General features: G+C 67.0%; 12 protein-coding genes and 1 pseudogene. 5 read left to right on the top strand and 8 right to left on the bottom strand.

Features of this window, described 5'->3' with window-relative positions; all coding sequences use genetic code 11:
* The coding region (locus ACIQTP_RS46605) for an integrase core domain-containing protein (RefSeq protein WP_403412240.1) at positions 1–400 on the top strand (400 nt) is incomplete at its 5' end.
* 196 nt (positions 401–596) lie between these two features.
* On the opposite strand, the gene ACIQTP_RS46610 is transcribed toward ACIQTP_RS46605, so the two are convergent.
* Both ACIQTP_RS46610 and ACIQTP_RS46615 read right to left on the bottom strand, forming a co-directional pair.
* Positions 597–1,091: an SMI1/KNR4 family protein gene (locus tag ACIQTP_RS46610; protein WP_403412243.1), complete on the bottom strand. Its 495-nt coding sequence runs from the start codon at positions 1,089–1,091 to the stop codon at positions 597–599.
* Positions 1,088–7,669: an HNH/ENDO VII family nuclease gene (locus ACIQTP_RS46615; protein ID WP_403412246.1), complete on the bottom strand. Its 6,582-nt coding sequence runs from the start codon at positions 7,667–7,669 to the stop codon at positions 1,088–1,090. The genes ACIQTP_RS46610 and ACIQTP_RS46615 overlap by 4 nt, the downstream gene beginning before the upstream one ends.
* A 412-nt stretch (positions 7,670–8,081) precedes the next feature.
* On the opposite strand from ACIQTP_RS46615, the gene ACIQTP_RS46620 reads away from it, so the two are divergent.
* Entirely contained in the window at positions 8,082–14,222 is a 6,141-nt protein-coding gene (locus tag ACIQTP_RS46620; RefSeq protein WP_403412249.1) for a LamG-like jellyroll fold domain-containing protein, read from the top strand.
* On the opposite strand, the gene ACIQTP_RS46625 is transcribed toward ACIQTP_RS46620, so the two are convergent.
* Both ACIQTP_RS46625 and ACIQTP_RS46630 read right to left on the bottom strand, forming a co-directional pair.
* Positions 14,177–14,869 carry a transposase family protein gene (locus ACIQTP_RS46625; protein WP_403412252.1) on the bottom strand — a complete coding sequence of 231 codons (693 nt, stop codon included), beginning with the start codon at positions 14,867–14,869 and terminating at the stop codon, positions 14,177–14,179. The genes ACIQTP_RS46620 and ACIQTP_RS46625 overlap by 46 nt on opposite strands.
* A 421-nt stretch (positions 14,870–15,290) precedes the next feature.
* A pseudogene (locus ACIQTP_RS46630) lies at positions 15,291–16,683 on the bottom strand (IS1380 family transposase).
* Between the two features lie 492 nt (positions 16,684–17,175).
* On the opposite strand from ACIQTP_RS46630, the gene ACIQTP_RS46635 reads away from it, so the two are divergent.
* From ACIQTP_RS46635 to ACIQTP_RS46645, 3 genes are all read left to right on the top strand, one after another.
* The gene (locus tag ACIQTP_RS46635) at positions 17,176–17,370 is read left to right on the top strand and encodes a hypothetical protein (protein WP_403412254.1); all 195 of its coding nucleotides are present in this window, start codon (positions 17,176–17,178) and stop codon (positions 17,368–17,370) included.
* 528 nt (positions 17,371–17,898) lie between these two features.
* Complete coding sequence (locus tag ACIQTP_RS46640) at positions 17,899–18,276, top strand: hypothetical protein (protein WP_403412256.1); 378 nt, start codon at positions 17,899–17,901, stop codon at positions 18,274–18,276.
* Entirely contained in the window at positions 18,273–18,992 is a 720-nt protein-coding gene (locus ACIQTP_RS46645) for a helix-turn-helix domain-containing protein (protein ID WP_403412258.1), read from the top strand. The genes ACIQTP_RS46640 and ACIQTP_RS46645 overlap by 4 nt, the downstream gene beginning before the upstream one ends.
* Before the next feature lie 161 nt (positions 18,993–19,153).
* On the opposite strand, the gene ACIQTP_RS46650 is transcribed toward ACIQTP_RS46645, so the two are convergent.
* From ACIQTP_RS46650 to ACIQTP_RS46665, 4 genes are all read right to left on the bottom strand, one after another.
* Positions 19,154–19,330 (bottom strand): hypothetical protein, encoded by a 177-nt coding sequence (locus tag ACIQTP_RS46650; RefSeq protein ID WP_403412260.1) that lies wholly within the window; start codon positions 19,328–19,330, stop codon positions 19,154–19,156.
* Between the two features lie 5 nt (positions 19,331–19,335).
* Positions 19,336–19,527, bottom strand: coding sequence for a hypothetical protein (locus ACIQTP_RS46655; RefSeq protein WP_403412263.1), 192 nt, complete (start codon positions 19,525–19,527; stop codon positions 19,336–19,338).
* On the bottom strand, positions 19,524–19,859 hold the full coding sequence (locus tag ACIQTP_RS46660) for a hypothetical protein (protein WP_403412266.1): 336 nt from the start codon (positions 19,857–19,859) through the stop codon (positions 19,524–19,526). Before ACIQTP_RS46660 ends, ACIQTP_RS46655 begins: the two co-directional genes overlap by 4 nt.
* A 225-nt stretch (positions 19,860–20,084) precedes the next feature.
* Positions 20,085–23,561: a type ISP restriction/modification enzyme gene (locus ACIQTP_RS46665; protein WP_403412269.1), complete on the bottom strand. Its 3,477-nt coding sequence runs from the start codon at positions 23,559–23,561 to the stop codon at positions 20,085–20,087.
* Between the last annotated feature and the right edge of the window lie 387 nt (positions 23,562–23,948).

The following is a 23,948-nucleotide window of genomic DNA, read 5'->3' on the forward strand; positions in this document are numbered from 1 at the left end:
GGACGTCCAGGACACCGGAGCGAAGATCAAGTACCTGATCCGGGACCGCGACGTCCGCTACCCAGCGGGCTTCGACGCTGTCCTGGCGGACGAAGGCATCGAGGTCGTGCGGACCGGGGTAAGGATGCCCCGCATGAACGCGATCATGGAGCGCTGGATCCGCTCGTGCAGAACCGAACTCCTCGACCGCACCCTGATCTGGATCCAGACCCAACTGCTGCACGCCCTGCACGAGTACGAAACGTTCTTCAACCAGCACCGCCCCCACCGGACCCTCGCAGCCGCCGCACCCCTGCGCCCGCTCCCGGAACCACTCGAATCCGACCGACTCATCCATCTCGACGTCCGCAGACGCGACCGCCTCGGCGGCACCCTCCGCGAGTACCAACATGCCGCGTGACCAGCACGGACGTGGTTCTCGGCCACCTACAAGGCCATCGGCACCCTTGGTGTCACCCTCAACCGAACCGGCACCGACGACCCACCCGTCACAGCCACCGTCCGCTGACGTTGCCGTCAGCGTTGCCGTCAAGAAGCGCAGACGCCTCGCCAGATAACTCTGGCGAGGCTTCTCGCTTTTCACCTGGCTTTCAGCTTCAGTCAGACTCCCGCCAGCGCGTTACGGCCCGCTGACACAGGTCGAATGCGAAGGACCCGAAATCATCCCCGAGCCTCTCCATGCTCTTGCGGCCCACAACTCCGGGATTCCAGACGAGGACGGGGTACTCGCCTTTCTGATCCACACGAGAGGAATCGAGAACGACCAGGCCACCCATTCCATCGAACATCGCAACGATCAGATCGGATGGCATTCCATATTGGCTGCGAGCATCCAGAGTTTCCGCTACGGAACCCAACAGTTTCAGCCCCATCACAGGCGTCTGATAGACGCCAAGGAATTCCTCACCAGCAATATCCCAGGTCCCGAACTCTTCGATCAGACGGCGGTACGAGGGAGGAAAGGCCACACCCAGATCACTCTCGGCGGCGGCCATCGTCCCCGCGTCACAGCCGTCGGCATGGTTCGCGATGTCATCGTTCCCGCGAACCAGCTCGATCAGTCGCTCACTCGCCTCGACAGCGTTCATCATCCACCAAATCCTGCCGCTCGGTCCTTCCAGTACTGGGATTTCCAGGCGTTGAAGGCATCTCGATCGATTCCACTGGGGATCCTGGTGCCTGCCTTCCAGTGCAGCTGATTGTAGTTCCCAAAGTGCATCGAGTGCGTCACCTCAGCGATCGGCCCGTCCTGCGTCTGGAGCATGTGATGAAGGTTCAGCGGCTTGTCGTCCGGACCCATCGGGGCCAGCCCCTGCTGCATTCTCTTGAGATTGCTTCGACCGAACTTGTCCGCGGGTGAAAAATAGTCCGGATTCACCAGATCATCCCGCTGATAGATGCGCTGGCCGTTGTATTCGGTCGGCGACCAGAATGGACCCTCGAGGACCCCTTCACCTACGGGAGCTCCCTCTTCTCCCAGAGGCCCTATCTGGAAGCTGTCACCAATCGGTGAACATGCCTCCTGTAGGCGGTTTTGCTCCTCCGTGCAGGTGCCCTTGTTGAGGTATTTCCAGTATCCCTTGAGGGCTTTTACGATCCTCTTCGCGAAAGGCGTCACCTTCGGGGACTTGCTGCCGTCCCCCATGTCGAACTTGTAGGACGGCAGACCCCCGCAGGAATAGACCGGCCAGCAGTCCTTGGAGTTCGCGGATGTGTCGCTCGTGTTGCTGGTTGTGCTGCCGTAGTCGCATGTGTAGTAGCAGCCGCCTGCGCCTGTTCCGCCTGCCGGGATTCCAGGGGTGGGGCTGGTCGGTCCGGAGGGACCATCGCTGCGGGGTTCGTTGTGGCCGGTTCCGTCGTCGAGCCACAGGCCGGTGGGGTCGCTGTTGGCCATGGGGTTGTCGGCGGCGTAGGTGTAGCCGCCGAGTTGCTGGGGGCTGGTGGCGTCGAAGACGGGGTCGGCGCTGATGAAGCGGCCCAGGGTGGGGTCGTATTTGCGGGCGCCGACGTCGGTGTAGCCGGTGGTGGTGTCCTGGGGTTTGCCGAGGTAGGAGTGGGTGGGGTCGGGCCAGGTGGTGGTGTTGGCGCTGGTTCGTGGCTGGCCGTAGGGGGTGTTCTGCTGGCGGGCGACCTGCTGGGTGGTGGTGTCCATCGAGAGGGTCGCGGTGCCGTTGGGGTCGTTGAAGAGGTACTTCACTCCACCGTTCGCGAGGCTGGAGCGGACGGCCACGGGGGTTCCGGCGCCGCCGTGGGTGTAGGTGCGGACGGCGCCGAGGAGGACGTTGGGGGTGACGCTGGTGTTGACGACGATCTCGGTGTCGCCGGCGAAGAGGGTGGTCTGGCCGGGGTCGCGGCGGATGAGCTGGTTGCCGTCGGCGTCGTACAGGTACTTGGTGGTCGTGGGGCTGGAGCCGCTGGTGTCCACCTGGGCCAGGTGGCCTTCGTCATCCCAGGTCAGACTCTGGCCGGGTCCGGTCGTGGGGGTGCGGGTGTGCAGGTTGCCGTCTTCGTCGTAACCGAAGGTCGTAGGGTTGGTACCGCCGGTGGTGGCGGTGAGAGTGTGAGGCTGGGCGCCGGTCGAGTTGCAGCTGGCGGTGCATCCGTTGGCGTAGGTGGTGGTGACATTGGTGCCGGAGCTGCCGACAGCGTGGTCGACGCTCTGCTGGCGGTCGCCCACGGCGTCGTAGCTGAAGGACTGCCAGTAGGAGCCCGCCGTTGTGGTGAGGGTGCTGACCGTGGGCGGGTTGACAGTGCAGTTGTTGCCGGTCCAGGCATCCGTGAGCCGGTCCAGGGCGTCGTAGCTGTAGCACTGCTGGTCGGTGACGGTGTTGCCGGTCTCCGACTGCAGGTCGGTGGTGGAGGTCGGATTGCCGGAGGCGTCGTAGGCGTACCTGGTGTCATCGACTACCGGGCCGGGCGCCTGGGTCCGTTTGATCACACGGTCGGTCAGTCGGAGGGTCTGGGCGTCGTAGTCGTAGGTGGTCGTGGCCGGGTTGGTCGAGGCACCCTGGGTGACCTGGGACAGCGCACCGAAGGGCGTGTAGACGGTCAAGCTGACATAGGTGTTCGCGCTGCTCTTGGTGATGTTCGGGTTGCCCAGCGCGTCGCGGTCGTAGCTGATGACCTCGCTGTTCAGCCCCTTGGTACTTGGGTCTGTCTGCGTGGCGAGCAGTTGGTCGTTGGTGGTGTAGGTGTAGGTGGTCGTGTAGGTCGACGGCAGCGGCGTCTCGGAGGCCGGCAGGGTGATCGTCGTGCCGGTCGGCTTGCCGAGGGCGGTGTAGCCGGTGGCGGCGATCGTGTAGCCGCCGGTGGTGCCCTGGACGTAGCGGGTCGAGGAGGTCAGGTAGCCGATGCGCTTCGTGTCGTACAGCCAGGAGGCGAACTGGAAGTTGGACTTCGCCTTGTCGCTACCGGTGAGTTTGCGGCCCAGCAGGTCGTAGGTGTAGTCAACTTCGACCTGCTTGGCATCCTTGGTGGATACGAGGTTTCCGGCGTCGTCGTATCCGTAGCCGCTGCTGCCCGCGTCCGGGTCGTTCTGGGACGTCTTGCGTCCGAGCAGGTCGTAGTCGGATGTCCACACGGCGTGGTCGGGGCCGGTGACCTGGTGCTGCTGGCCTGCGGCGGTGTAGGTGTAGGTGGTAGGTGAGGGGGTGCCGCCGGTGGCGGTGAACCCGGTAGCCGCGGTGCCGGAGAGGGTGGGGGCGGCCGTGTACTGGTCGAGTTCGGTGCTCTGGCCGCGTGCGTTGACGACCGTGGTGGTGGCGACGCCGCCCTTGGGAGGCAGGACGGTGGTCTTGTCTCCGGTATAGGCGGTGGTCGTCGCCCAGGTCTTGAGGCCGTTGTGCTGCTCGGTGACCAGGTCTGCGCGGCCGAGTCCGTCGTGGTCGGTGACGGTGGCGTCGGGGATGGTTACCTGGGAGATGGTGTCTAGGCTGCTGCTGGGGTTGCCAGCGAGGTTGTAGGCGTTGTTGGTGACAACGGTCCAGCCGTGCGAGTCGTACTGGATGTCGCTGACCGTGGTGGTCGAGTTCTCCCCGGTCGCCTGCGTCTGCAGGGGGCGCAGCATGGCGTCGTACAGCGTTTCGCTGGTCGCGTAGCTGCCGTTGTCCAGCAGGGTGTTGGTGGCGATGACCGAGGGGCCCGTCTGGGACAGGTTGTAGGTGTAGGTCGTGTTCGCCGGTGCGCCGTTGACCTTACTCTCGTTGGGCAGCCATACCCCCGCGCGGCGGCCGAGCGCGTCATAGGTGAGTGAGGTGAGCTTGCCGGCCGCGTCGGTGGTGGCGGTGGGCGCGGCTCGGGCGGGGTCTATGGTGCTGCTGGCGACGTGGCAGTCCTTGGAGCTGGTCGTGGTGGTGGTGCAGGTGGCTCCGGGGGTGACCTGGGTGGCGGTGACGACGGTGGTCGGGAGTTCTCCCGTGGCCGGGGTGTAGCCGGTGGCGGTGCTCTGCGACAGGCTGGTGCCGTTGGGGGCGGTGGAGTGGGGTGTGCGTGTGGTCAGTGTGCTGCGGCCGTAGCCGTCGTAGGTGGTCGCCGCCTCGTCGACGAACGCGGTCGCGGTGGCGCCGGTGGCAGCGGACGCCTTCTGGACCAGGGTGACGTCACCTGTCGTGGGAAGCGCTGGGTTCTGCTGGCCGTCCCCGTCGTAGGCGAAGGCGTTGCTGTCGTAGGACGTGCGGACGTCTGAGATCAGCGTGCCGCCGGGAGTTGCTCCAGCAGCGGAACAGTCCTGGCTGGTGGTGATGATCTCGGCCGGCACAACCAGGGTGTCCACGCTGCCGGTGAGGTAGCGGGTGTAGGCGCACTTGGTGACGTTGTTGCTGTCTGTGGTCTCGCCGCGGTCGTCGATCTGCACGGGCATGCCGGTGGTCGGCTTGCCCTGGGTGGTGTTGTAGAAGGTGTCGGTCTCGGTCTTGCGCCAGCCTGAGGAGACCGCCTGCCGGGTGAGGCTTTTGGCGGTCCGGACCATCTGCCCGGTGAGGTCCGGCAGGCCGCTGCGGGACCGGGATGCCGTGGGCCCGATGATCGTGGGGACGGTGACGGTGGCTGTGTTCAGGCTTCCGGTGGCGCTGGCGTAGGCGTCGGTCTCGAAGACCTGCCCGGCCAGCGCCTTGTCGTCGGCGACGGAGGTCGCGCCGTCCTGGCTGGTCAGCGCCGGCACCGAGCGGGTCTTCCCGCCGGGCAGGGTGTCGTCGTTCATGCCCAGGAAGTAGTAGGTCTTGCTCAGGGTCTTCTGGTCGTAGACCTGGGCGCCGTCTGTCTTGTGGAACACAGTGGGGTCACCGCTGGTGACGTCCACCTCCGGGTAGCCCCGGAACTGGCCCCAGGTGCGGTACTTGGCCTTGACGACCTCGTTGTCGTCGTAGTGCCAGCCCGGGTTGCCCTTGTAGGCGTAGTCCGTCTCCAGCTTGGGCTCGGTGCCGTCCTGGTAGGAGTTGTGCTTATCTTCGGTGACGACGGCGGTGACCTTGTACTTGTAGAACCAGTCCATCATCGGCGCCGGCTGCCCGTAAGGCGTCCAGTACACCGGGAAGCACGACAGCGTGTTGGTGGACGCGAAGGTCTTGGCGGCGGCGTCCGTCGGGTCGTTGGGGTCACTGGCCGGGGCGCTGGAGCAGTTGGGCCGGTCGTAGGTGACGGTGGTCTGGGCGCCGGTCTCGCTGGTGACCGTCTGGATGCGGTCGTGGTACATCAGCGGCATCTGCGGGATGGTTCCGACCCGGTTGGACAGCTGCAGCGGCGGGTCGAAGTTCACCGCCGGCGTGGAAATGCTGCCCGATGCACCGCCGAGAGTGTCCAGGCCGGTGTGCTGGATGGAGTCCAGCCACAGGGTGGGGGCGTGGTCGCCGCCGTCGGGGAAGGATTGGATGAAGCTGTACTTGTCAACCTGCTTGGTCACGCCGCCCGTCTGGATCTGGGTGGTGATCGACGTCAGGCGCTTGCGCGACCAAAAGCTCGGGCCGTGATTGGTGCAGGTGGTGGAGTCCTTGGTGCAGTTGAGGTCGACCGGCACATCCGGCCAGTACGCGGCGTTGGCGGTTGTGAACTGGCTGTCCGCGCAGGTGTTGCCGGAGGGCATGCCGGCGATGCAGCGTTCGGCGGAGGCGTCGAACACGATCTGCTCCGGCGCCGTACCCGAGTAGATGGTCGATGAGGTCATGCCGTAGTCGATGCGGGACAGGGCGCCGCCGCGAGTGTAGGACACCGCGGTGTCCTTCAGGTCCGCGCCGTAGTAGCCGGTCTCCGGCGTGTAGTACCAGGCGGTGGCGTTGCCGTGCAGGTCCACGGCGTAGTCCAGGTTGAACCGGTAGCCCAGCGTGCAGGAGGTGGAGGCGAAGTCGGTGCTGTCCGGGCAGTCGGAAACGCCGCTGTGCGCGTGGTACACCGGCTCGGTCCACACGGACTTCGTCTCGTCCTTGCCGCTGGACCAGCCCGGCAGGCGGTTGAGGCCGAAGAAGTACTGCACCCCGCCTTCGGTGACCTTGAAGTACTCCCCGTTCTTGGTGCCGTTCGTACCGTTGCTCAGGTTCTCGATCTTGGTGGTGGAGTTGTCGTCGGCGGGACGGAAGGTCTTGGTCGCGTCGTCATAGACGATGTCGGTGGACGTGCCGTTCAGCGACAGGGTCAGGATCTGGCCCGCCCAGCACTCGTCGCCGTCGTCCTTCGGCGCGCCGGACGAGGAGTCGTCGGTGCACGACTTGTAGGTGCGCTCGACGTAGTTGTCCGTCGAGCTCCAGCCGTCACCCAGCCACGAGGACTGGTTGTTGGTCCCCTCGGTGCGCGCGTCCTGGCTGGCGGAGCTGTACGACAGGTCCACATTCGGGGCCGCTCCGCCGATCGCCGGCGGCACTACGATCGGGTAGCTGTAGGTGAACGAGCCGGTGTTCCCCGAGGTCGACCAGGAGCCGCCTGGCGACAGACTGGTCGCCGAGTAGTCACCGGATGAGCCGGAGGTCCCTGCAGCCGCTGCCATGACAACCATCGTGTTCGACACAGCCGTTGCCGAGCGAGGAGAGATCACCGTGCCGGAGGCAGTGGGGAAACCCGGCACCAAGACCTGGGCGGACAGCGGCGCACCGGAGGTCGTGTGCACAGGAGTCTGCGCCTGACACTTCGCCAGTTGCGGCGTAGTCAGCGCGCAGGCGGGCAGCTCGACCAGGTGGAGACGGGAGGCGAAGTCGCCGCCGAAGGCGTAGCGGAAGGACGAGTCGTCCACCCGCAGCGCCACCTTCCCGCTCCCCGGGCTGGTGCGTTGCAGCGTGAACAGGACACCGTGGACACCTGCAGAGCGCGCGGCTTTCTGGTCCAGCATCGTCACCCGCACTCGCTGCGACCGGTTGACGGCGGCTGACCGGGGCTGCGAACCCGCACCAGTACCGAGCAGGACGGGCAGGTTTCCGGCCCGTACCTGAGTCGCCTTGGCGCTCAGGCTCGCGGAGGCAGCCACGTCGGGCAGGGTCACCACGGCGCTGCCCGGCGCGGGGAGCTTCGTGTGCCCTCTGGGGTCGAAGTGCTTCAACGGTTTGGGAGAGGGCCCTCGCTTGGGCGTGGCGCGAGTGAAGGGGACCAGCTTGTCGTGCGGAGCGGCAGGAGCCGCCAGGTTCTGGCTCGTCGGCGTGGCCGCCGCGACCACGCTGGCGGGCAGCAGGCCCATCACCAAGGCACCGGCCATCACCACGGCCGTGCGACGAACTCTCCGGGCAGCCCAGGCCGCCCGACCGCGTCTCCACCCCGAAATTCGCGCCATGCTGTGCGTCCCCTCCCCAGCCCCGAACCGCCCAAGTTCCCCGCAACATCGGCGATTTGAGTGCACGTCAAAAGGGAGGCACACATCGATCAAGCCCCCCGCGGACGATCACGCTACGGCTTGAAGTCGATCCAATACGCAAAGTATCTCCACAGGAAGAACAAAGGAATCGCCCAAACTGGAACGCAAGTTGACCTCAATGCGTCAAAAACGATCTACAGATGGGCACTTGGCAGTCCATTGACGATGGACCCCGCACACACCAGCCACACAGAATGCACAGCGGCGCGGAGCCCACGGGGGGAACCGCATGAACCTGCGAAGGACCCCAACCTCGATGTCCGCTTCTCGCAAAACCGTGCGCGCGTCCAGACGCCCCACGTCGAGACCCATCGCCGCCGCCGTCGTCACGGCCCTGGCTGCCGGATCACTGGCCGCTACGGCGCCGGCCCACGCCGCATCCGACGCGTCGGCCCCCTCACACCAGGCCACCTCGCCGAGCGACCGCGCCCAGTCCGCGGCCAGGCGCCTCAACCCCACGGAGTCGGCGTCCGCGCAGGCGAAGGCGACCGGCCAGCCGGTGACCATCGACCAGCTCACCGGCACCGGGACCCAGGTGGTGGCCAACCCGGACGGCACCTTCACCCGGACCGATACCTCGATGCCGCAGCGTGTGCAGCAGCAAGGGAAATGGGTCCCCATCGACACCACCCTGGTACGGCAGCCGGACGGGACCTGGGCGCCCAAGGCCGCCGTCACGCACGTGGCCTTCTCCGGCGGCGGCTCCAGCACGCTGGTCACCATGCGCGACGGAGCCGACAAGCTGGGCTTTTCCTGGCCGGGCGCACTCCCCGAACCGGTGATCTCTAAAGACACCGCCACCTATCCGGAGGTGCTGCCCGGGGTCGACCTCCAGCTGACCGCGGACGCCTCCGGTTACTCCTCGATCCTGGTGGTCAAGACCCCCAAGGCCGCAGCGGATCCGCGGCTGCAAAGCCTCGCGTGGAACACCACCTCGGCCAACCTCAAGCTGGCCGCCACCTCGAACGGCGGTGCGCAGGCCACCGACAAGCGCACCGGCCAGACGGTGTTCCATAGCGACACGGCGCTGATGTGGGACAGCGCCGGCCAGAAGACGGGGGGCACGGCCGGCGTCCGCACGGCGACCGTCTCGGCCGCGCGGGCCGAGCACGCCGCGGCGGCCAAGGTCGGCAAGCACCGTGCCCGGGTCCATGTGGCCCTCAAGCACGGCAAGCAGCTGCTCGGCCTGGACACGTCCCTGCTCACCGCCGAAACCACCACCTACCCGGTCTACGTGGACCCTGAGTGGAGCGGCAGGCCCTCCCAGCTGGACTGGGCCCGGATCTCCGACAATGGGTGGAACGTCTACAACTCGACCTCCACCAGCGGAGGAACCAACGCCCGGGAGGGGTGGGACAACAACACCCCGGGCAACGGCGAACGCGCCCGCACTTACTACCAGATCAACACCAGCGGCATCAAAGGCGCCGTGGTCAGCCACGCCTCGCTGTACGTGAAGCAGCTCTCCGCTGCCTCCTGTGATGACACCCCGGCCGCCGTCTACGGCACCGATCGCCCAGCAGGATGGAACTCCTCCTCGCTGTACTGGGGGCATGAGCCCGTCGGGCGCACCGGCGCACTCGGCACCAACCCGAAGAGCCACGAGGCCGGCACCTGCCCGGTCACGGATGGTTCCAACTCCTCGGTCAGCCCGCCGTCGCTGGAGTTCGACGTCACCTCCCGGGCCCAGAGCGCGGCGGGCGGCAGCTGGAGCAGCATGACGCTGATGGTGCAGTCGCCCGACATGAACGACCCCTACCAGTGGAAGCAGCTCGCCTACGGTGGTGGCGCCACCTTGTCGGTCACCTACAGCTACCGGCCCAAGCTCAAGAACGGCAGCGGCACCCCCGCCATCAAGCCGTCCATCGTCAGCTCGGGCAAGACGATGACCACCACCAACACCCCGACGCTGTCCGCCCGCGCGGTCGACCCCGACCTGGCCGGCGGCAGCGAGCTGGTGCGCATCGACTACAGCGTCTACAACTCCTCAGGCACCCTGGTGGGTCAGGGCTTCGGCCCCAACCTCGACTCCAAAAAGCGCGCACGGTACAACACCAACGGCAGCGACTGGACAACCCCGAAGCTGCCGGACGGCACCTACACCTGGAAGGCCACCGCGCAGAACGCCGCCGGGTACTGGGTCGGCCCCGGCTCTGGCATCTGGACCAAGACCCAGACCTTCACCGTGGACACCAGCGCCCCGCCGTCCCCCACGGTGACCTCCAGTCAGTTCCCCGCCAAGCAGATCGGCGCCGCCTTCGGCGACCAGGGCACCTTCGTCCTGGGCAACAACCACACCAACAACATCACCGGCTACCTGTTCTCCCTGGACGCCACACTCGGCAGCACGGTGTACACCAGCAGCGGCGTCATCCATTTGACAGCCAGCACGAAAATCACAAAGGGCAACATCTACTACGCCACGTCCGACAACGGGCCCGGCACCGGCACCTCGGTCCTCAACGGCAGCGCCTCCCCCACCTTCGCCCCCGGCTCGGCCGGACCTCACACGCTGTATGCCAAGGCAGTGGACCAGGCCGGCTCGACGTCTCTCTCCCAGACGTCCTACGTCTTCTACGCCGGGACCAGCACCCCGACGTACGCCTACGGCGACAAGATGATCAGCGGCTGGACGGCGACCAACAGCGACGGCACGACCACCGCCGTGCCCAAGGCGACGACCACCAGCACCGGCGGCCAGCTGGTCAGCCAGGCGGCCTTCAGCGGCTACGAGTTCGCCGACGGCTACCAGGCCATGCTCGGCAACAAGAGCACCACCTCGAAGGTCGTCAGCGGTGACAGCGCCACCTTCAGCTTCGACGTCCCCAAGGACGGCCCCTGGAGCTTCGGCGCGAACCTGACCAAGGGCAAGGACTACGGGATCTACGGCCTGGTCTTGGATGCGGGCCAGAGCACCCAGTCCACCCTGATCAGCGGCTTCGACGCCTACAACTCCTACACCACCACCCAGTTCCTCAACCTCGGCATCCCCAAGGACACAAGCGGGCAACTGCTCATCCTCAAACAGGGCGTACACACCCTCACCCTGACCCTGAGCGGCAAGAACCCGAGCTCGACCGGCTACCAGGCCGGCATCGACGTACTGCGCCTCGGCCCGGCACTGACCTGCGCGATCAACGATACGACCAGTTGCCTGAACAACACCGCCACCAGCACCTTCACCACCACAACCAGCACAGCGGACGCCGACGGCTCCGGCAACAGCATCAACTCATCCGACCTGACGAGCACGTCGGGCTGGCAGAGCAACAAGACGGTCACCGTCGACGGCGCCACCGTCACACTGCCGAAGTTCGGCACCGGCACGTACGACAACATGCTGGCCTCCGGCCAGACCATCACCCTGCCGGGCAGCGGAGTCGTGAACACCGGCGACGCCCTGGTTTTCCTCGCCTTCGCCACCGGCAGCGCCGCCAAGGGCACCGGTGGCACCATCACCTACGCCAAGAACAACTGTGTGGACCAAAACAACCCAGTCGATCAGCCCTATCAACTGGACACCGTGCCCGACTGGCTCTCCGGCCCGGCCTCCGCGGCCTCGCTCAGCCTGGTCCACGAGAACCACAGCAACAACACGCAGACCAGCCCGACCTCCGGCCCGAAGATCTATGCCATCAGCGTCCCGCTGCAATGCCCCGGCTCGGTCATCAGCAGCATCTCCCTGCCGTTGTTCACCAACGGCGTCCAGGCAGGCCAGCCCACCCTGCACGTCCTCGGGCTCGGCCTGCGGCCGATGACCCTCACAGGCGGATCAAGCCCCCAGCACTGGGTCGGGACCTGGGCCTCGGTTCAGGACACCGCCAAGGTGCAGCTGTCCAGCGGCAGTGCCGCCGTCATCAACGGGGGGCAGACGCTCCGTATCCCGGCGCATGTCAGTCTCGGTGCCGACGACGGCAACGGCGTACGCATCCACCTGTCCAACGCCATGGGCACCGCCCCGGTGACCTTCGACGCGGCCTCCGTCGCGCTGCAGGACACCACCGCGGGCGGCGCCACCGCGGCAACGGCCCCGATCTCGCTGAACTTCGGCACCTCCTCCTCCCCCTCCGTCACCATCCCGGCGGGTGGTGACGTCACCAGCAACCCGGTGACCCTGCCTGTCACGCAGCAGGCGACCGTCCTGGTCAGCCTGCAGGTGCACGGCTCGATGTCCGCGATGCCTGGCCACGCCGTGGCCCAGACCCCCGTCTGGGCCGGCAGTGACGCCGCCAACCACACCGGCGACACCGCCGCCACCAACTACACGCAGACCACCTACACCGGTCTGCCTTACCTCGCCGGTATCGACGTCACGACCCCCACCTCCACCCCCACCGGCTCGCTGGTCCTCTATGGCGACCAGAGCATCAACGGTGATACCGCAGGCAGCAGCAACAGCCCGTACCACCTCAGCGACGCCATCACCAACGCCCTGGTCAGTGATACCAACGGGGACAACTCCGTGGACTACGGCGTCCTCAACGCCGGCACCAACAGCACCAGCCTGAGCAACAACCTGCTGCCCCAGATCACCAACAGCACTGCCCCGGCCAGCGCGCTCAATCCCCTGGACCGCAACGTGCTGGCCCAGGGCAACGTGCGCACCGTCCTCGTCTCCACCGGCGCCGCCGACCTGCTCAACTGCACCAGCGACGCCAACACCTGTGCCACCAACGTGGAGGACGGACTGGCCTCCCTCAACAGCCAGCTGAGCTCGTACTGCAGCGACGACAGCCAGACCGGGGTCACCCAGAACTCGAATATCGCCGTCTACCTCGCCACCATCCCGCCGTTCACCGCCGCCCACCCGGGCACAGGAACCCAGGAGGCCGCGCGCAAGCAGGTGAACAGCTACCTGCTCGAGAGCTTTCCCACCCAGGTCATCGACTTCGCCGCCGCGGTCTCCATGGACGGCACGACCGTGAAAGCTGCCGACCTCTCAGGCGGCAACCCCTCCAACGCCTACTACACCGACCTGGCCAGCCAGTACCTCCACGACACCAACACCGTGGTCGGCATCGCGCCGAACCTGATCGTCCCGCTCGCCGCCGGCAGCGACACCCCCGAAGACGACTGGGAACTGGCCACCGACGGCACCGACAGCAACGCAGACAACCCGCTCACCACGGTCGGCAGCGCGACCTTCAGCTCCGACGGCCCGGACGCGGTCAACGCCGGCGCCGGTGCGGCGTCCTTCGACGGCAGCACCGGATTCCTGGAGAGCGACCACACCACCGTCAACACCTCCGGTGACTACACCATCTCCGCCTGGGTGAAGATCAACTCGGATGTCGGCGCCACCGCGATCTGCCAGGGCACCAGCCAGCACCAGGCCCTCTACATCGGCTACGACAGCGGCAACAAGGGCTGGATGTTCCAGACCACGACCACTAACGACGCCGGCGCCGGCTTCCCCACCGCAGAGGGAGACAGCAACACCGCCGCCGTGGGCACCTGGGCGCATCTCCTGGTCACCTACACGGCCCCCGTCGACGGCGACTCCAGCACGGGCGTGATGTCGCTCTACCAGAACGGCACCCTGATGGGGACGGCCACCAACCTCACCCCGCAGTACGACTCGTCCATGCCCCTGACCATCGGCGGCTGCGTCAACAGCGTCGACGCGACCACGCCGTACGCCGCCTTCCCCGGCTCCGTGGCAGACGTCCACACCTACCCCTACGCGATGCAGGCGAGCCAGGCCAGTACCGGCAGCGTGATCGTTCCCATGGGCTGGGGCAACGGGATGCCCGAGGACGAGTGGAAGCTCGCCACCGGCGGGACCGATACCGCCGCCCTCAACCCGTTCACCGCTTCCGGCAGCGCCACCTTCGGCACCGACGCACCGAGCGGGATGCCCGGCAGCGTCTCCTTCGACGGGAACACCGGCTTCCTCAAGAGCAAGCAGAGCGCGGTGAACACACTCAGCGACTACACGGTCTCAGCCTGGGTGAAGATCAACTCAGCACTCGGCACCACCGCCGTCTGCCAGGGCACCACCCAACACCAGGCGTTCTACCTCTCCTACGACAAGCCCAGCAAAGCCTGGATGTTCCAGACCACCACCACCAACGACGAGAACTCCGACTTCCCCACCGCAGAAGGAGATCCCAACACCGGCCCCATCGGCACCTGGACCCACCTCGTCGCCGCCTACCGGGCACCCATCGCCGGAAAGTCCGGCACCGGCTCGATGGCCCTCTACCAAAACGGCACCCTGATGGGGACCGCCACCAACCTCAGCCCCCAGTACGACTCCTCCATGCCCCTGACCATCGGCGGCTGCGTCAACAGCGCAGCAGCCACCAGCCCCTACCTGGCCTTCCCCGGCTCCGTGGCCGACCTCCACGTCTACCCACGGACCCTCTCGGCAACCGAGGTCGGCGCACTGAACTGACCCCACCACCGACACCAGGGCCCCGCCGCACCCACCAGGAGCGGCGGGGCCCTGCCACAGGGCCAGGGAGACCTTGCGCCCCACAGCAGACCCACTCCGCACGCACCGGCCCCCTCGAGGACACTTTTCCGGTCCCCGCGTCCTGCCAGCGTCTCCAAATCACCGTGCCGACAGCCAGTCCCGCGACCCGCGATGGCCCTAGCCACCAGCGGATCGATACATCCCCGCAGGTCAGCGGAGTGCCAACCGCCACAGACCACGACCTTGCGCAGCAGGGTCATGCGTCCTACCTGCACGCCCAGGTGGGCTGTCAGCCGGGCGCCTGCCCGTCCGGCGAGTGCGAGCCCGACCCGCTCTAGCACGTGGCCCAGCCGCGTGGTGAAGCGTGCGTACGGGGCGGTCAACTGAGCGAACGGCTCGGCGAACGTGCGACGTGGGCAGTTGTCCGTGCTGCAGATGAAGCACCGGACCGTCAGATGGATGACGACACTCTGTTCAGCGAGCGGCAGATCCTTCAGTTTGCGCTGGTAGGAGTCGTGCACTCGGTTCGAGGAGCGGCCGCAGTCCGGACATGCTGCTCCGGCTGCCCGGCCTCTGGCCGTGACGTCGACCGTGCCGAAGGCGGCGGTCACCGCTTCGATGTCCACGTCGTCGATTCCGTCGAAACACGAGCGAGTCCCAGAACGTTGCGTCGGCCTACATGGCTAGCACCGTCACCGCTCGTTGCGGTCACCGGAGAGGTCGAGCGCAGAGCTGACGGAGCGTCACCCCGTGTCGCAAGGCAGGAAGGCGTACGCGGTCTCACGCTCGATCGACGGATCGCAATCGAACGCAGCGGTCACCCTCCGTGACCACTCCCCAAGATCTGTGCCAGAGCCTAAAACTCGTCGACAAACGCTGCCGCTGAACCCGGATCCACCGGCTTGATTTCGGAGTGATCGCTTCGGGTGTATTCGAGTGGTCTGGCGGCTGATCTGCGGGTTCGGGCAGGGAGTATCCGCTGGTCTGCCCAGCTCTTCCACATGTCCACAGGTCTCGGGCCCGTTCGGGCGGCTCGGTCAAGGAGGGTCAGGCGGACGGCGGTGGCGCGTGCACGGCCGTGAACAGCTGTGTGAAGTCGCCTTCCCAGGGCCAGCGTTCGGGCAGGTGGAGGGTGAGGCGGCGGGCCGAGCGGGCCAGGCGGGTAGGCACGTTGATCAGGTGGTCGCGGATCGTGGCGGTGGCCGCCCTGGCGTGGAATGCACCGGCCAGAGTGCCGGCGGCGCGGGTCAGGTTGTGCGCAAGGGCTGCGAGGGTGAGCCAGGCGGCGTTGGCCTGGAAGTTGCCGGACGGGGCGTGCGCGAAGGCGCTGTTCTTGACGTCCGCGATGACTTGTTCCACGACAGCGTGCCGCCTGTGATCACGCTCAGCGTCTTTGAGGGAGAGCGGGGAGTCGGTGAACGCGGCGTGGTAACGCCAGGTGTCGAAGAGGGTGCCCTGCCCGGCGGGCAGGCTGTCGGGGTTGATCCGTTTGACCCGTCGCACGATCAGCCGGGCGGTGACCTGCTGCTTCTTCGGCTTGGAGGTGAAGGCGGCGTAGGTGGTCTCGGCTATCTCGGCGTCGGAGATCCAGCACTGGCCCTCCTCGTCCCAGACCGCCTTGGGGTACTTGATCGCCGTCCAGGTGCCTTCGTCGATGCCCGCGATGGCCTTCTTGACGGAGGCGTTCATCCGTACCGTGATCGAGAAGCGGGCGTCGAGGGACCGGCAGGTGCTCACCACGTCGGCGCCGTAGAACGCGGAGTCGGCCCGCACCACGAGGAGACCGCTCGCGCCGCAGGCGTGGGCGGTGCGGATGGTCTCGGCGACGAACGCGGCCGCCCCGCGTGCGGAGTTGGTGGGCCCCTTGCGCAGCCTGGTGGCGGCGATCACTGGTGCGGCCAGTGGTGTGGAGACGATCCCGAGCAGTGCGTTGAGGCCCTTGACCTTGCTGTATCCGTATCCGGTGCCCTGCTTGGCGTAGCCGTAGGTGCGACGGATGGTGTCGTCGATGTCCACGTAGGCGACCTGGTCCGCGCCGGGCAGCAGCGGGGTGTGCGCAGTGAGACGGGGAATCAACCGGCGGGCAACGGCGTGCAGTTGCTTCACATGCCCGTGCGTGAAGGAGCGCAGGAAGCTGCCCAGCGTGGACGGGGCGCGCACCCCGGCGAACAGGCGGCCCGTCGCGCCGTGCCGCAGCCGGTCCATGTCATCGATGCTGTCGGCGCCCGCGACCATGCCGCCCACCAGCGACATCAGCTTCGCCGCAGGGAAGGCGCCGGTGCCGTCCTTCGAGCGCGGCAGCCCGATGAGCTCGTCGGCCAGAGCCGGCAGACCACACCGCTCGGCCAAGGCGCATCACCGGCTCCAGCCCGCCGTACGCGATCAGGTTCGGATCATCGAACGCGGATGAGACCGCCGCCGCGGCATGGGAGGATTGCATCTGGAAGTGCCTTGCCGATCGTGCCTGATGTGGTCCTAGAGAAACCCCATCATCGCAGGTCACAAGGCACTTCCTCGTTTCCGGAGAAACTATCCACAGGCGTCAAGCCGGTGGATCCGGGCTGAGTGGGGCGCCGACCGGCTGCCGGATCCGCGAGCTGGTGCCGGGCAAGCACGAGAACGTGGGGCGGCTGGTCCCGTCAATCAGCAGCGACGAACTCGTGGCGCGCGACCTGGTCGCGGGGGAGTTGGACGACGGGGCGTAACCCCGGTGGCCGCTGGGGGCCTTCGCCGGCCCCCAGACCCCCGCTCCGGTCGGCATCCCCCGACGCGAACCCGTATCGCCGTGGCCCGGCCCGGCACGCGTCGGGGGACACCGCCCCTTGAGTCCCGGTTTCGGCCCCCGGCTCCTCCTCGGACACCAGGGGACAGGTAACCAGCGCGACGTGACCGGTCGCGGCGCCCCCTGTGCGCGCGTGGGAAGCTCCCCCTCGTGAGCACCATGCGACGCCCTCTCGGCACCGGCCCGAGCACCACCAGGAGCACGACGACGGAGGGCGCTCCGCGGCTTCTGCCCGTCGAACGCGTCGAGGTGGACCGGCACCTGGACAACGACGACGAGGACCAGGCCGTCGTCGAGCGGAAAGGCCGGCGGGTCCTCGGTCACGGCATTCCGGGGACTCCGTAGGGCGAGTTGATACGCAACTACTGACGGCCTGTGGATGATCGTGCCGTGGCACCTGGCTGAGGGGTCGGGGCTGCGCACCCTGGACTGCAGCCTGCTGCCGCCGCGCGGGTGAGACCGTCAAGGGCCCGGAAACGAATCAAAAGAGGGGCCGGTCCTGCAAGCAGGCCCGGCCCCTTCTTGCAGGCATGCGCCAACATGACCTGCGGTTGCCTCGCTTCAGCTGTGGTTGGACCCAGTAGCGAAGAGGCATGGGTGACACCCCTGTTTGTGTAGAGGTGCCATCCGTACGGCGAGCATCGCAACTTGGAGAGCCCCTACGCAAACGCACATTGGATGTGGATGCGCAATCATCCCGGTTCGTCGCAACAAGACATCCAAAATTCCTTGATCGCGTTTCGCTGACCAGGCACTACACGCTCTTAGCACACTAAAGCGAGACTCTTGAGCGCGAGCAGGTTTGGGCGTGGATGACCGTGCACCAATACCGCTTCACTAGGCCTTCTGACTTCCGGGTGGCGCCAACCGCCCGTGGCGATCAGCCAGTTGGACCCAGTAGCGGACAAGCCGTCCGGCGAATCTACGGATTTGCCGGGCGGCTCGCATAAGAGAGGCATCATGCCCCGCAATCCCCATCACCACCAAAAGCAAACGGCAGTTGAGCCGACTCCGGCAGACGTGCCCGCCTCCGAGGCTTCGCACCGGTTCGGAGCCGCCGAAGCAGCCGTGATCATCGTTCTCGTATTGACGGCCGCGACCCTCGCCTACACCGGCATGGCGTTGCTGGCGATCCTTCAGCTGCTGCTGGGGGCCAGTCTCATCGGCGCTGTCACGATCGCGATTTCCCACGCCAGGTCCGGCAAGCGGCTCCTGAAGATCCTGCGGGCAGTACTCGGAGCCGCGCAGTGAAGCGGGGACGGGCTGGGCGCCCCGAGAAGCCGATCAGCCGGGAACTCAGGACGAACGCGCAGCTTGCTGCGTTCCTCCGCAGGCGCCGCGCTTTGGGTGACTGGACGTACGAGGAGTTGGCCGAGCAGTCCGAACTCTTCAGCCGCCAGACCCTTCAACGTGCCGCGGCCGGCGGCATGACCGTCCCGAGTTGGGAGGTCGTGGCCGCCTTTGTGCGCGCTACGAGCCCGCTGCGCGAGACCGACGCCGAGCTGGAACACGCCACGAAGAAGGCGAAGGACCTCTGGCGCAAAGCCCGGTACGAGCAGCGGCAGAAGACGATGCCTCGCCGTCCCGAACCTCCGGTGCTCGCGCTCGTGCGCACGGAGGCCGACTTGGCCGCCGTACTCGTCGAGTTGTACGAGCGATCAGGGGCACCGTCGATGGAGACCATGGAGCGTCGTGCTGGCGGCCTCGGCATATTGCCGCACAGTACCGCTCACCGGATCATCACCCGCAAGACCCTGCCCTACACGCTCGCACAGTTCACCGCCTTCCTGAACGCATGCGACGTGCCCGAGCAGCGTCGCCAACCCTGGTACGCGATGTGGGCAAGGGTCGTCGGAATGAGCGACACCGAACTCAACCGGGAGCTGTACCAGATGCGTGTTGCTCAGTTCCTTGAGGAACGCAAGCGTCCTGTCGCAGAAACCTCGGCCATGCCCAAGGCTGCGTAGGCGAGCCGGGCCCCGTCGCCGGTGGCGCCGAGGCGACGTAGGTCGCCCGCCAATCTCGGCGTCAGCCGCTCGATGCTGTACCGAGAGCCACTGACAAGGCGCCAGGAAACGCCGAACGGCCCCGTGGACAACGCCACGGAGCCGCTCGGAACGGGGGTGGTTCAGGAAGCCTCGGAGTGCTTCTGGTCCGTCTTCTCGGAGACCTTGGACAGCTTCCCGGTACGCCGCAGGTGCTGCGCGTAGCAGGCGATCGCCGCGTCGGCGACGTCCTGCGGGCCCAAGCCGAGCGCCTCGCCAATGTCGGTCACCAGTTCGTCGGTCTCCAGTAGGACGCGCACGTTCATCATGACGCGGGTAGGTCCGGTGGGGCGGCCCCGCTTGCGGGGCGGAAGGCCCAGCTCCTTGCGGCTGGTCGGAGTGCGGCGGCGCGCTTCTTCGTGCCCGGCTTGACCTCGTCGCCGACCTTGATGTCCTCGTCGTCGTCCGGCAACTGCGGGTCGTCGCCGTCGGCAGTACGGGTGCGCTGCGGTGTCACGGGAGCGGGATCTCCTTCAGGAAGGTCTGGGTGAGCAGTTCGTAGGTGGCGCGGCTCTCGGCGAAGCGGGACTCCGTGAGCGGGATGGCCTTGTTGTTGCCCGTCGCCAGTGCCTCGCGGAACTTCACGATCGGGTCCCACACCAGGTCCCCGAAGATCCGGTGTACCGAGTGGCGCTGCTCGCTCTGCCGGACGGTCTGTTCGTTGAAGGCGTTGATGATGACGCCGCGCAGGGACAGCTCAGGGTTGCCGAGGCCCTTGGAGCCCTTGGCCTTGATGAAGTCGCGCACGCGCTTGGCCGCGTCGATCGAGTAGATGTCGGCCTCGGTCACGATGACCGCGTCGTGCGCGGCGCCGGATTGTGCGGAACGCGGGGCACGGTCTTCGTGTTTGAGGCCATAGCGCGGCTGTGGAGCTGGGGCCGCGAGTAGTGGCCTTGGTCGCCTCCGTTGATGGAATCCGGTTCAGGCCGCAGCAGGCAGGTCGAGGGAGTCGGCGATGGCGGCGGACGCCTTGTCCAGAGCGGCCTCGATCTGCTCGGGCTGCCTCGCCACCGGTCAGGCCGGGCCGCCCCGGCGGCGAGTGCGTGGGGTGGGCCGCGCGGGCGAATGGGGCTTGGGCAGCGTGGTGCCTGGGGGGTCGTCCGCGAGTAACAGAGGGTCGACCGGGCCGGGCGGTTGGCCGTCGACTGTTTCCATGCCGGGCAAAATGGCGGCGCCCGGACCGGTGTGGGCGCGCTTGGCGCGCTCGGGTGCAGGGAGGATCTGGCGTCGCGTCAGTTCACGGACGTCGATGAGAGGGGCAGCGACAACGCGCCCCAGCAACTCTGCTTGCTGTGCTTCCAGGGCGGTGAGGTGGTGCAGTACGGCGAGGACTTCGATAAGTTCTCGGCTCCACTGGGGTTCCCAGTGCTCGGGGCGCTCGTGGTCGAGCTCGCTGGTCACCTTGCCGGCGGTGCGGTTGCTGCGGTAACCGAGCCAGCTGTCGAGGACGTTGCGGCCGCCGGTGGTGTAGTCGCGCATGCGGGGCGTGACGCCGGTGAAGATGCCACCCCCGATAACGAGGTGCTCCCGTTCGGGGTCATAGATCGCGGTGGAGGGGAGCCCGCCCGGATCGACTCGTCGGGCATACGTGATCTGGGGATGGATCTGTGTCCACTGGCTGGATGTACCTGCCGGGCGGCCGTCGGCGGCGTCGATACAGCGTGTGCCGAGGGTGGAGGCCCACACGATGTGCCGTCCGATGCAAAGAGCCTCCCGCCACAGGGCGCGGTCGGCAGTCAGGGGGATGCGCACGCCGAGGGAGTTGAGGTCGTCCGCGTAGCGCTCGGTGAAGGCCGGGTGGGCGGTAACCGCGGCGATGTAGGCCAGCAGGTCGTCGGGGCTCACTTCTGGGAGGCCATAGGAGTTGGCGAGGTGGCTTTGCAGGCCTGGGGTGATATTGGGGGTGTGGTCGGCGTGCAGGAGCGGAAGGATGCGGCCGCCGTTTCCGTTGAAGTAGTGCATGTCGGGGATGAGGGCGGTGAACAGCAGCGCCGGGCCGGTCTGCAGGCGCTGAGCGTGCTGTTCCACGACGAAGATTTGGCCGTCGATGTGGGCGTGCCACAGTTCGGGGCGGGCAAAGTCGATGACACGTCCGTCGGGTATGAGCCACTGGCGGTCCAGGGCTCTGCGGGCGATGCGCACGGGCGCAGGGCAGGGGCCACGTTCATCGCGCAGGAGGGCTGCTGGATGGGTGCGGCTGGGGATCTGGAGGGCTTGTTTGTCGAGGGTGCGGTCGCGGGTTTCTTTGAACAGCGCCTTCTTGGTGGCGAGGTCGCGTTCTCGAGTGAGGCGGTCCCAGCGTCGACGCAGGACGTCTTGGGAAGGGCTGAGGACCCAGTTCCGATTCGTTTTGATTCCTGGTTTGCACCAGGGCATGAGGTCGGTGAGGGCGGGGAAGGTGTCCCAGCCGCTGCGGGGTGCCGGTGTGAAAGGGGCGGGTGCAATGGGGCGGGAGGTGTGCCAGCCGGGGCCGCTGATGTGTAGGTGATGCAGTTGCTGTTCTTTGTCCTGGCGGGGCCCGTGGACGGCTGTGTAGTGGACCGGCGCCAGTTCGTCATGGCGCTCGCCCCGTCGGCGGGCAAAAATGGCGATGACTAATTCCTGCTGTACTCCAGGGAAGAAGCGGCTGTTGATGGGGGGCCTTTTGGTTTCCGGGGTGAGATCGATGATCCATCCCTCGGTGCAGGTGCGCCGTAGGTAGGCGCGCATGCCCTGGAACGCGGCGCTGCGGATGAAGCCGCCAGTGCTGACGAAACAGATGATGCCGTGGCGGTGGTCGTCGTGCTGGTCGAAGACTTTGTGGGTGGCCCAGCGCCAGAAGTAGGTGCACAGGCTTTTCAGTTTGTTCTCGTACACGCCTGTTGCGCCGCGTAGTCGGAAGTCGTCCAGGGGCGGGTCGCCGCGGCCGGGTGAGCCGTTTTCGATCCATCCTCCTTGGCCTTCGGCCTGTTCGCGGTGGGGCGGGTTGCCGATGACCACGGTGATGCGCTCGTTGCGTTGGACGGTGCTGGCGGCTTCGGCATTATCGCGTAAGGGGCCCCACAAGGCGCCGTAGCGGTCGAAGAGTTGGCTGGGCCGCCAGGGGTCGGCGAGGGTGTCTGCCAGATGCAGGCGCATATCGCGCAGCCTCACCTGGGCGTTGAGGAGGCGCAGCATCTGACCGACGCGCATCTGGGCGACGGCGAAGGCGCCCATCTGTCGTTCGAAGCCGATTAGCCGACCGGCGAGTTCCTGAACCGATTCGGCGCGGAAGCCCTCGTTGCCGCCTGCTGCGCGTTTGCGGGCGACGAGGTCGATGACGCCGGTGAGGAAGGTGCCGGTGCCCATGGCCGGGTCGATGATGGACACACCGGGGTCGGCGAAGCCGTCCGGGCACTCCAGCGTGGTGGCCAGCACCTCGTCGACGAGGCGGATCATCTCCGTCACCAGGGGGGCCGGAGTGTAATAGGTGCCGGAGTCCTTGCGCAGGTCGGCGTCGTATTCCTGCAAGAAGTGCTCGTAGAGGTGGACATGGAAGCTGGGTTCGCCGGCTTGAACGCTGCTCCAGTCGATGGCGTCGATGACCCTGACGAGCATGTCAAGGCTGTCGCGGAACTCTCCCTCGACCTGATCGGTGAGGATCTGCAGGGCGCGGCCCATGACGGAGTGCTCCGCCCCCAGCCGGCGGCCGACCTCGTGCAGGCTCATCCCGGCCAGGGCACCGGCGTCGCCGTCGCGGTCGCCGTCGGCGGTGTCCGAGGCGGCGAGGAGGAGGGCGAAGGTGACGGACTGTGCGTAGCGATCGGCGAAGGCGGCTGCCTTGTCCCGGTCGTCCGTGGTCGGGAAGAGATCGACCTCAAGAGTGGAGGCCAGGTCGGTGAAGGGCCGCTGGTGGCGAGGGAGGACGGCTTCGGCATCCAGGCGGTCGTGGACGGCATCGCGCAAGAGGGTGCACAGCGGGGCGACCTGGGCGACCACCTCCCGCATCGAGGTCAGCGGCTGCGGCTGCCAGCCGAAGAACGCCCTCAGCATCGCTTCGAAGGCGGCCTCACTGGCGGCCGGCAGCCGCAAGCGGGTACCGGCCGTGCGCAGATCGCCTTCCAGATGGATAGTCTCGCCGTACTGTCGGCCCGAGCGGTACATGATCCATGTCTGGCCGTTGGTGTAGATCAAATTGGGCAGTTTCGCCATTCCCTCCCACTGGCGGCGGTCCCGCTGGTTGAGCCCACCAGGATGGATCACGCTGTTGTCGGGGCTTTTCAGCTCGATGTAGCCGACGATGTTGCGTGGCAACTCCCCGATCCGCACCGCCAGGTCGGGGCGGATCCGGTAGGCACCGATGGCCACCTCGGCGTGGAGGAAAGCCTCTATGCCCAGGGCTCGAGCAGACTCCATCAGGAGCGTCTCCACAGCGCGACGGATTGCGGCTTCCTTCTGCCCATGCAGCAACGCCTGCCTACAAGTCGCTCCGAACTCGCTGACAATCTGCCGAAACCGGTCCCTGCGTTGCATCCCGCCCCCCCGACGCCAGCGCACCCCCAGCACACTTCTCCACCCACGGTAAACACAACATCACTCACCGTCGAGAGGGCCCTCCTCGAACTCCTTGAATCCGGCTGCGAGTTGAAGAGAAGAAGCTCGCGGTGGATCTCGGGGTGATTACCCGCTATGAACTCACCAACGGGCTGGGGGGTTACTGGCTCCGCTGATACCCCGTCCTGCGACTGGCCGGCCCCGTACGGAGGAGCAGAATTCCTCTACTACGTTCCGCCGGAGCGGGGGGGGGGCCCCCCGGGCCCCCCCCCCCCCCGGCTAAATGGGCCCCCGCCCCCCCCGGCCGCCCACAGGGCCGCCCCCCCCCCCCCCCGCGGGAACAAAAAACAAACAACCCGCCCCACC

Origin of the sequence: Streptomyces sp. NPDC090798 (genome assembly GCF_044768965.1) — a bacterium.
Taxonomy (GTDB): domain Bacteria; phylum Actinomycetota; class Actinomycetes; order Streptomycetales; family Streptomycetaceae; genus Streptomyces.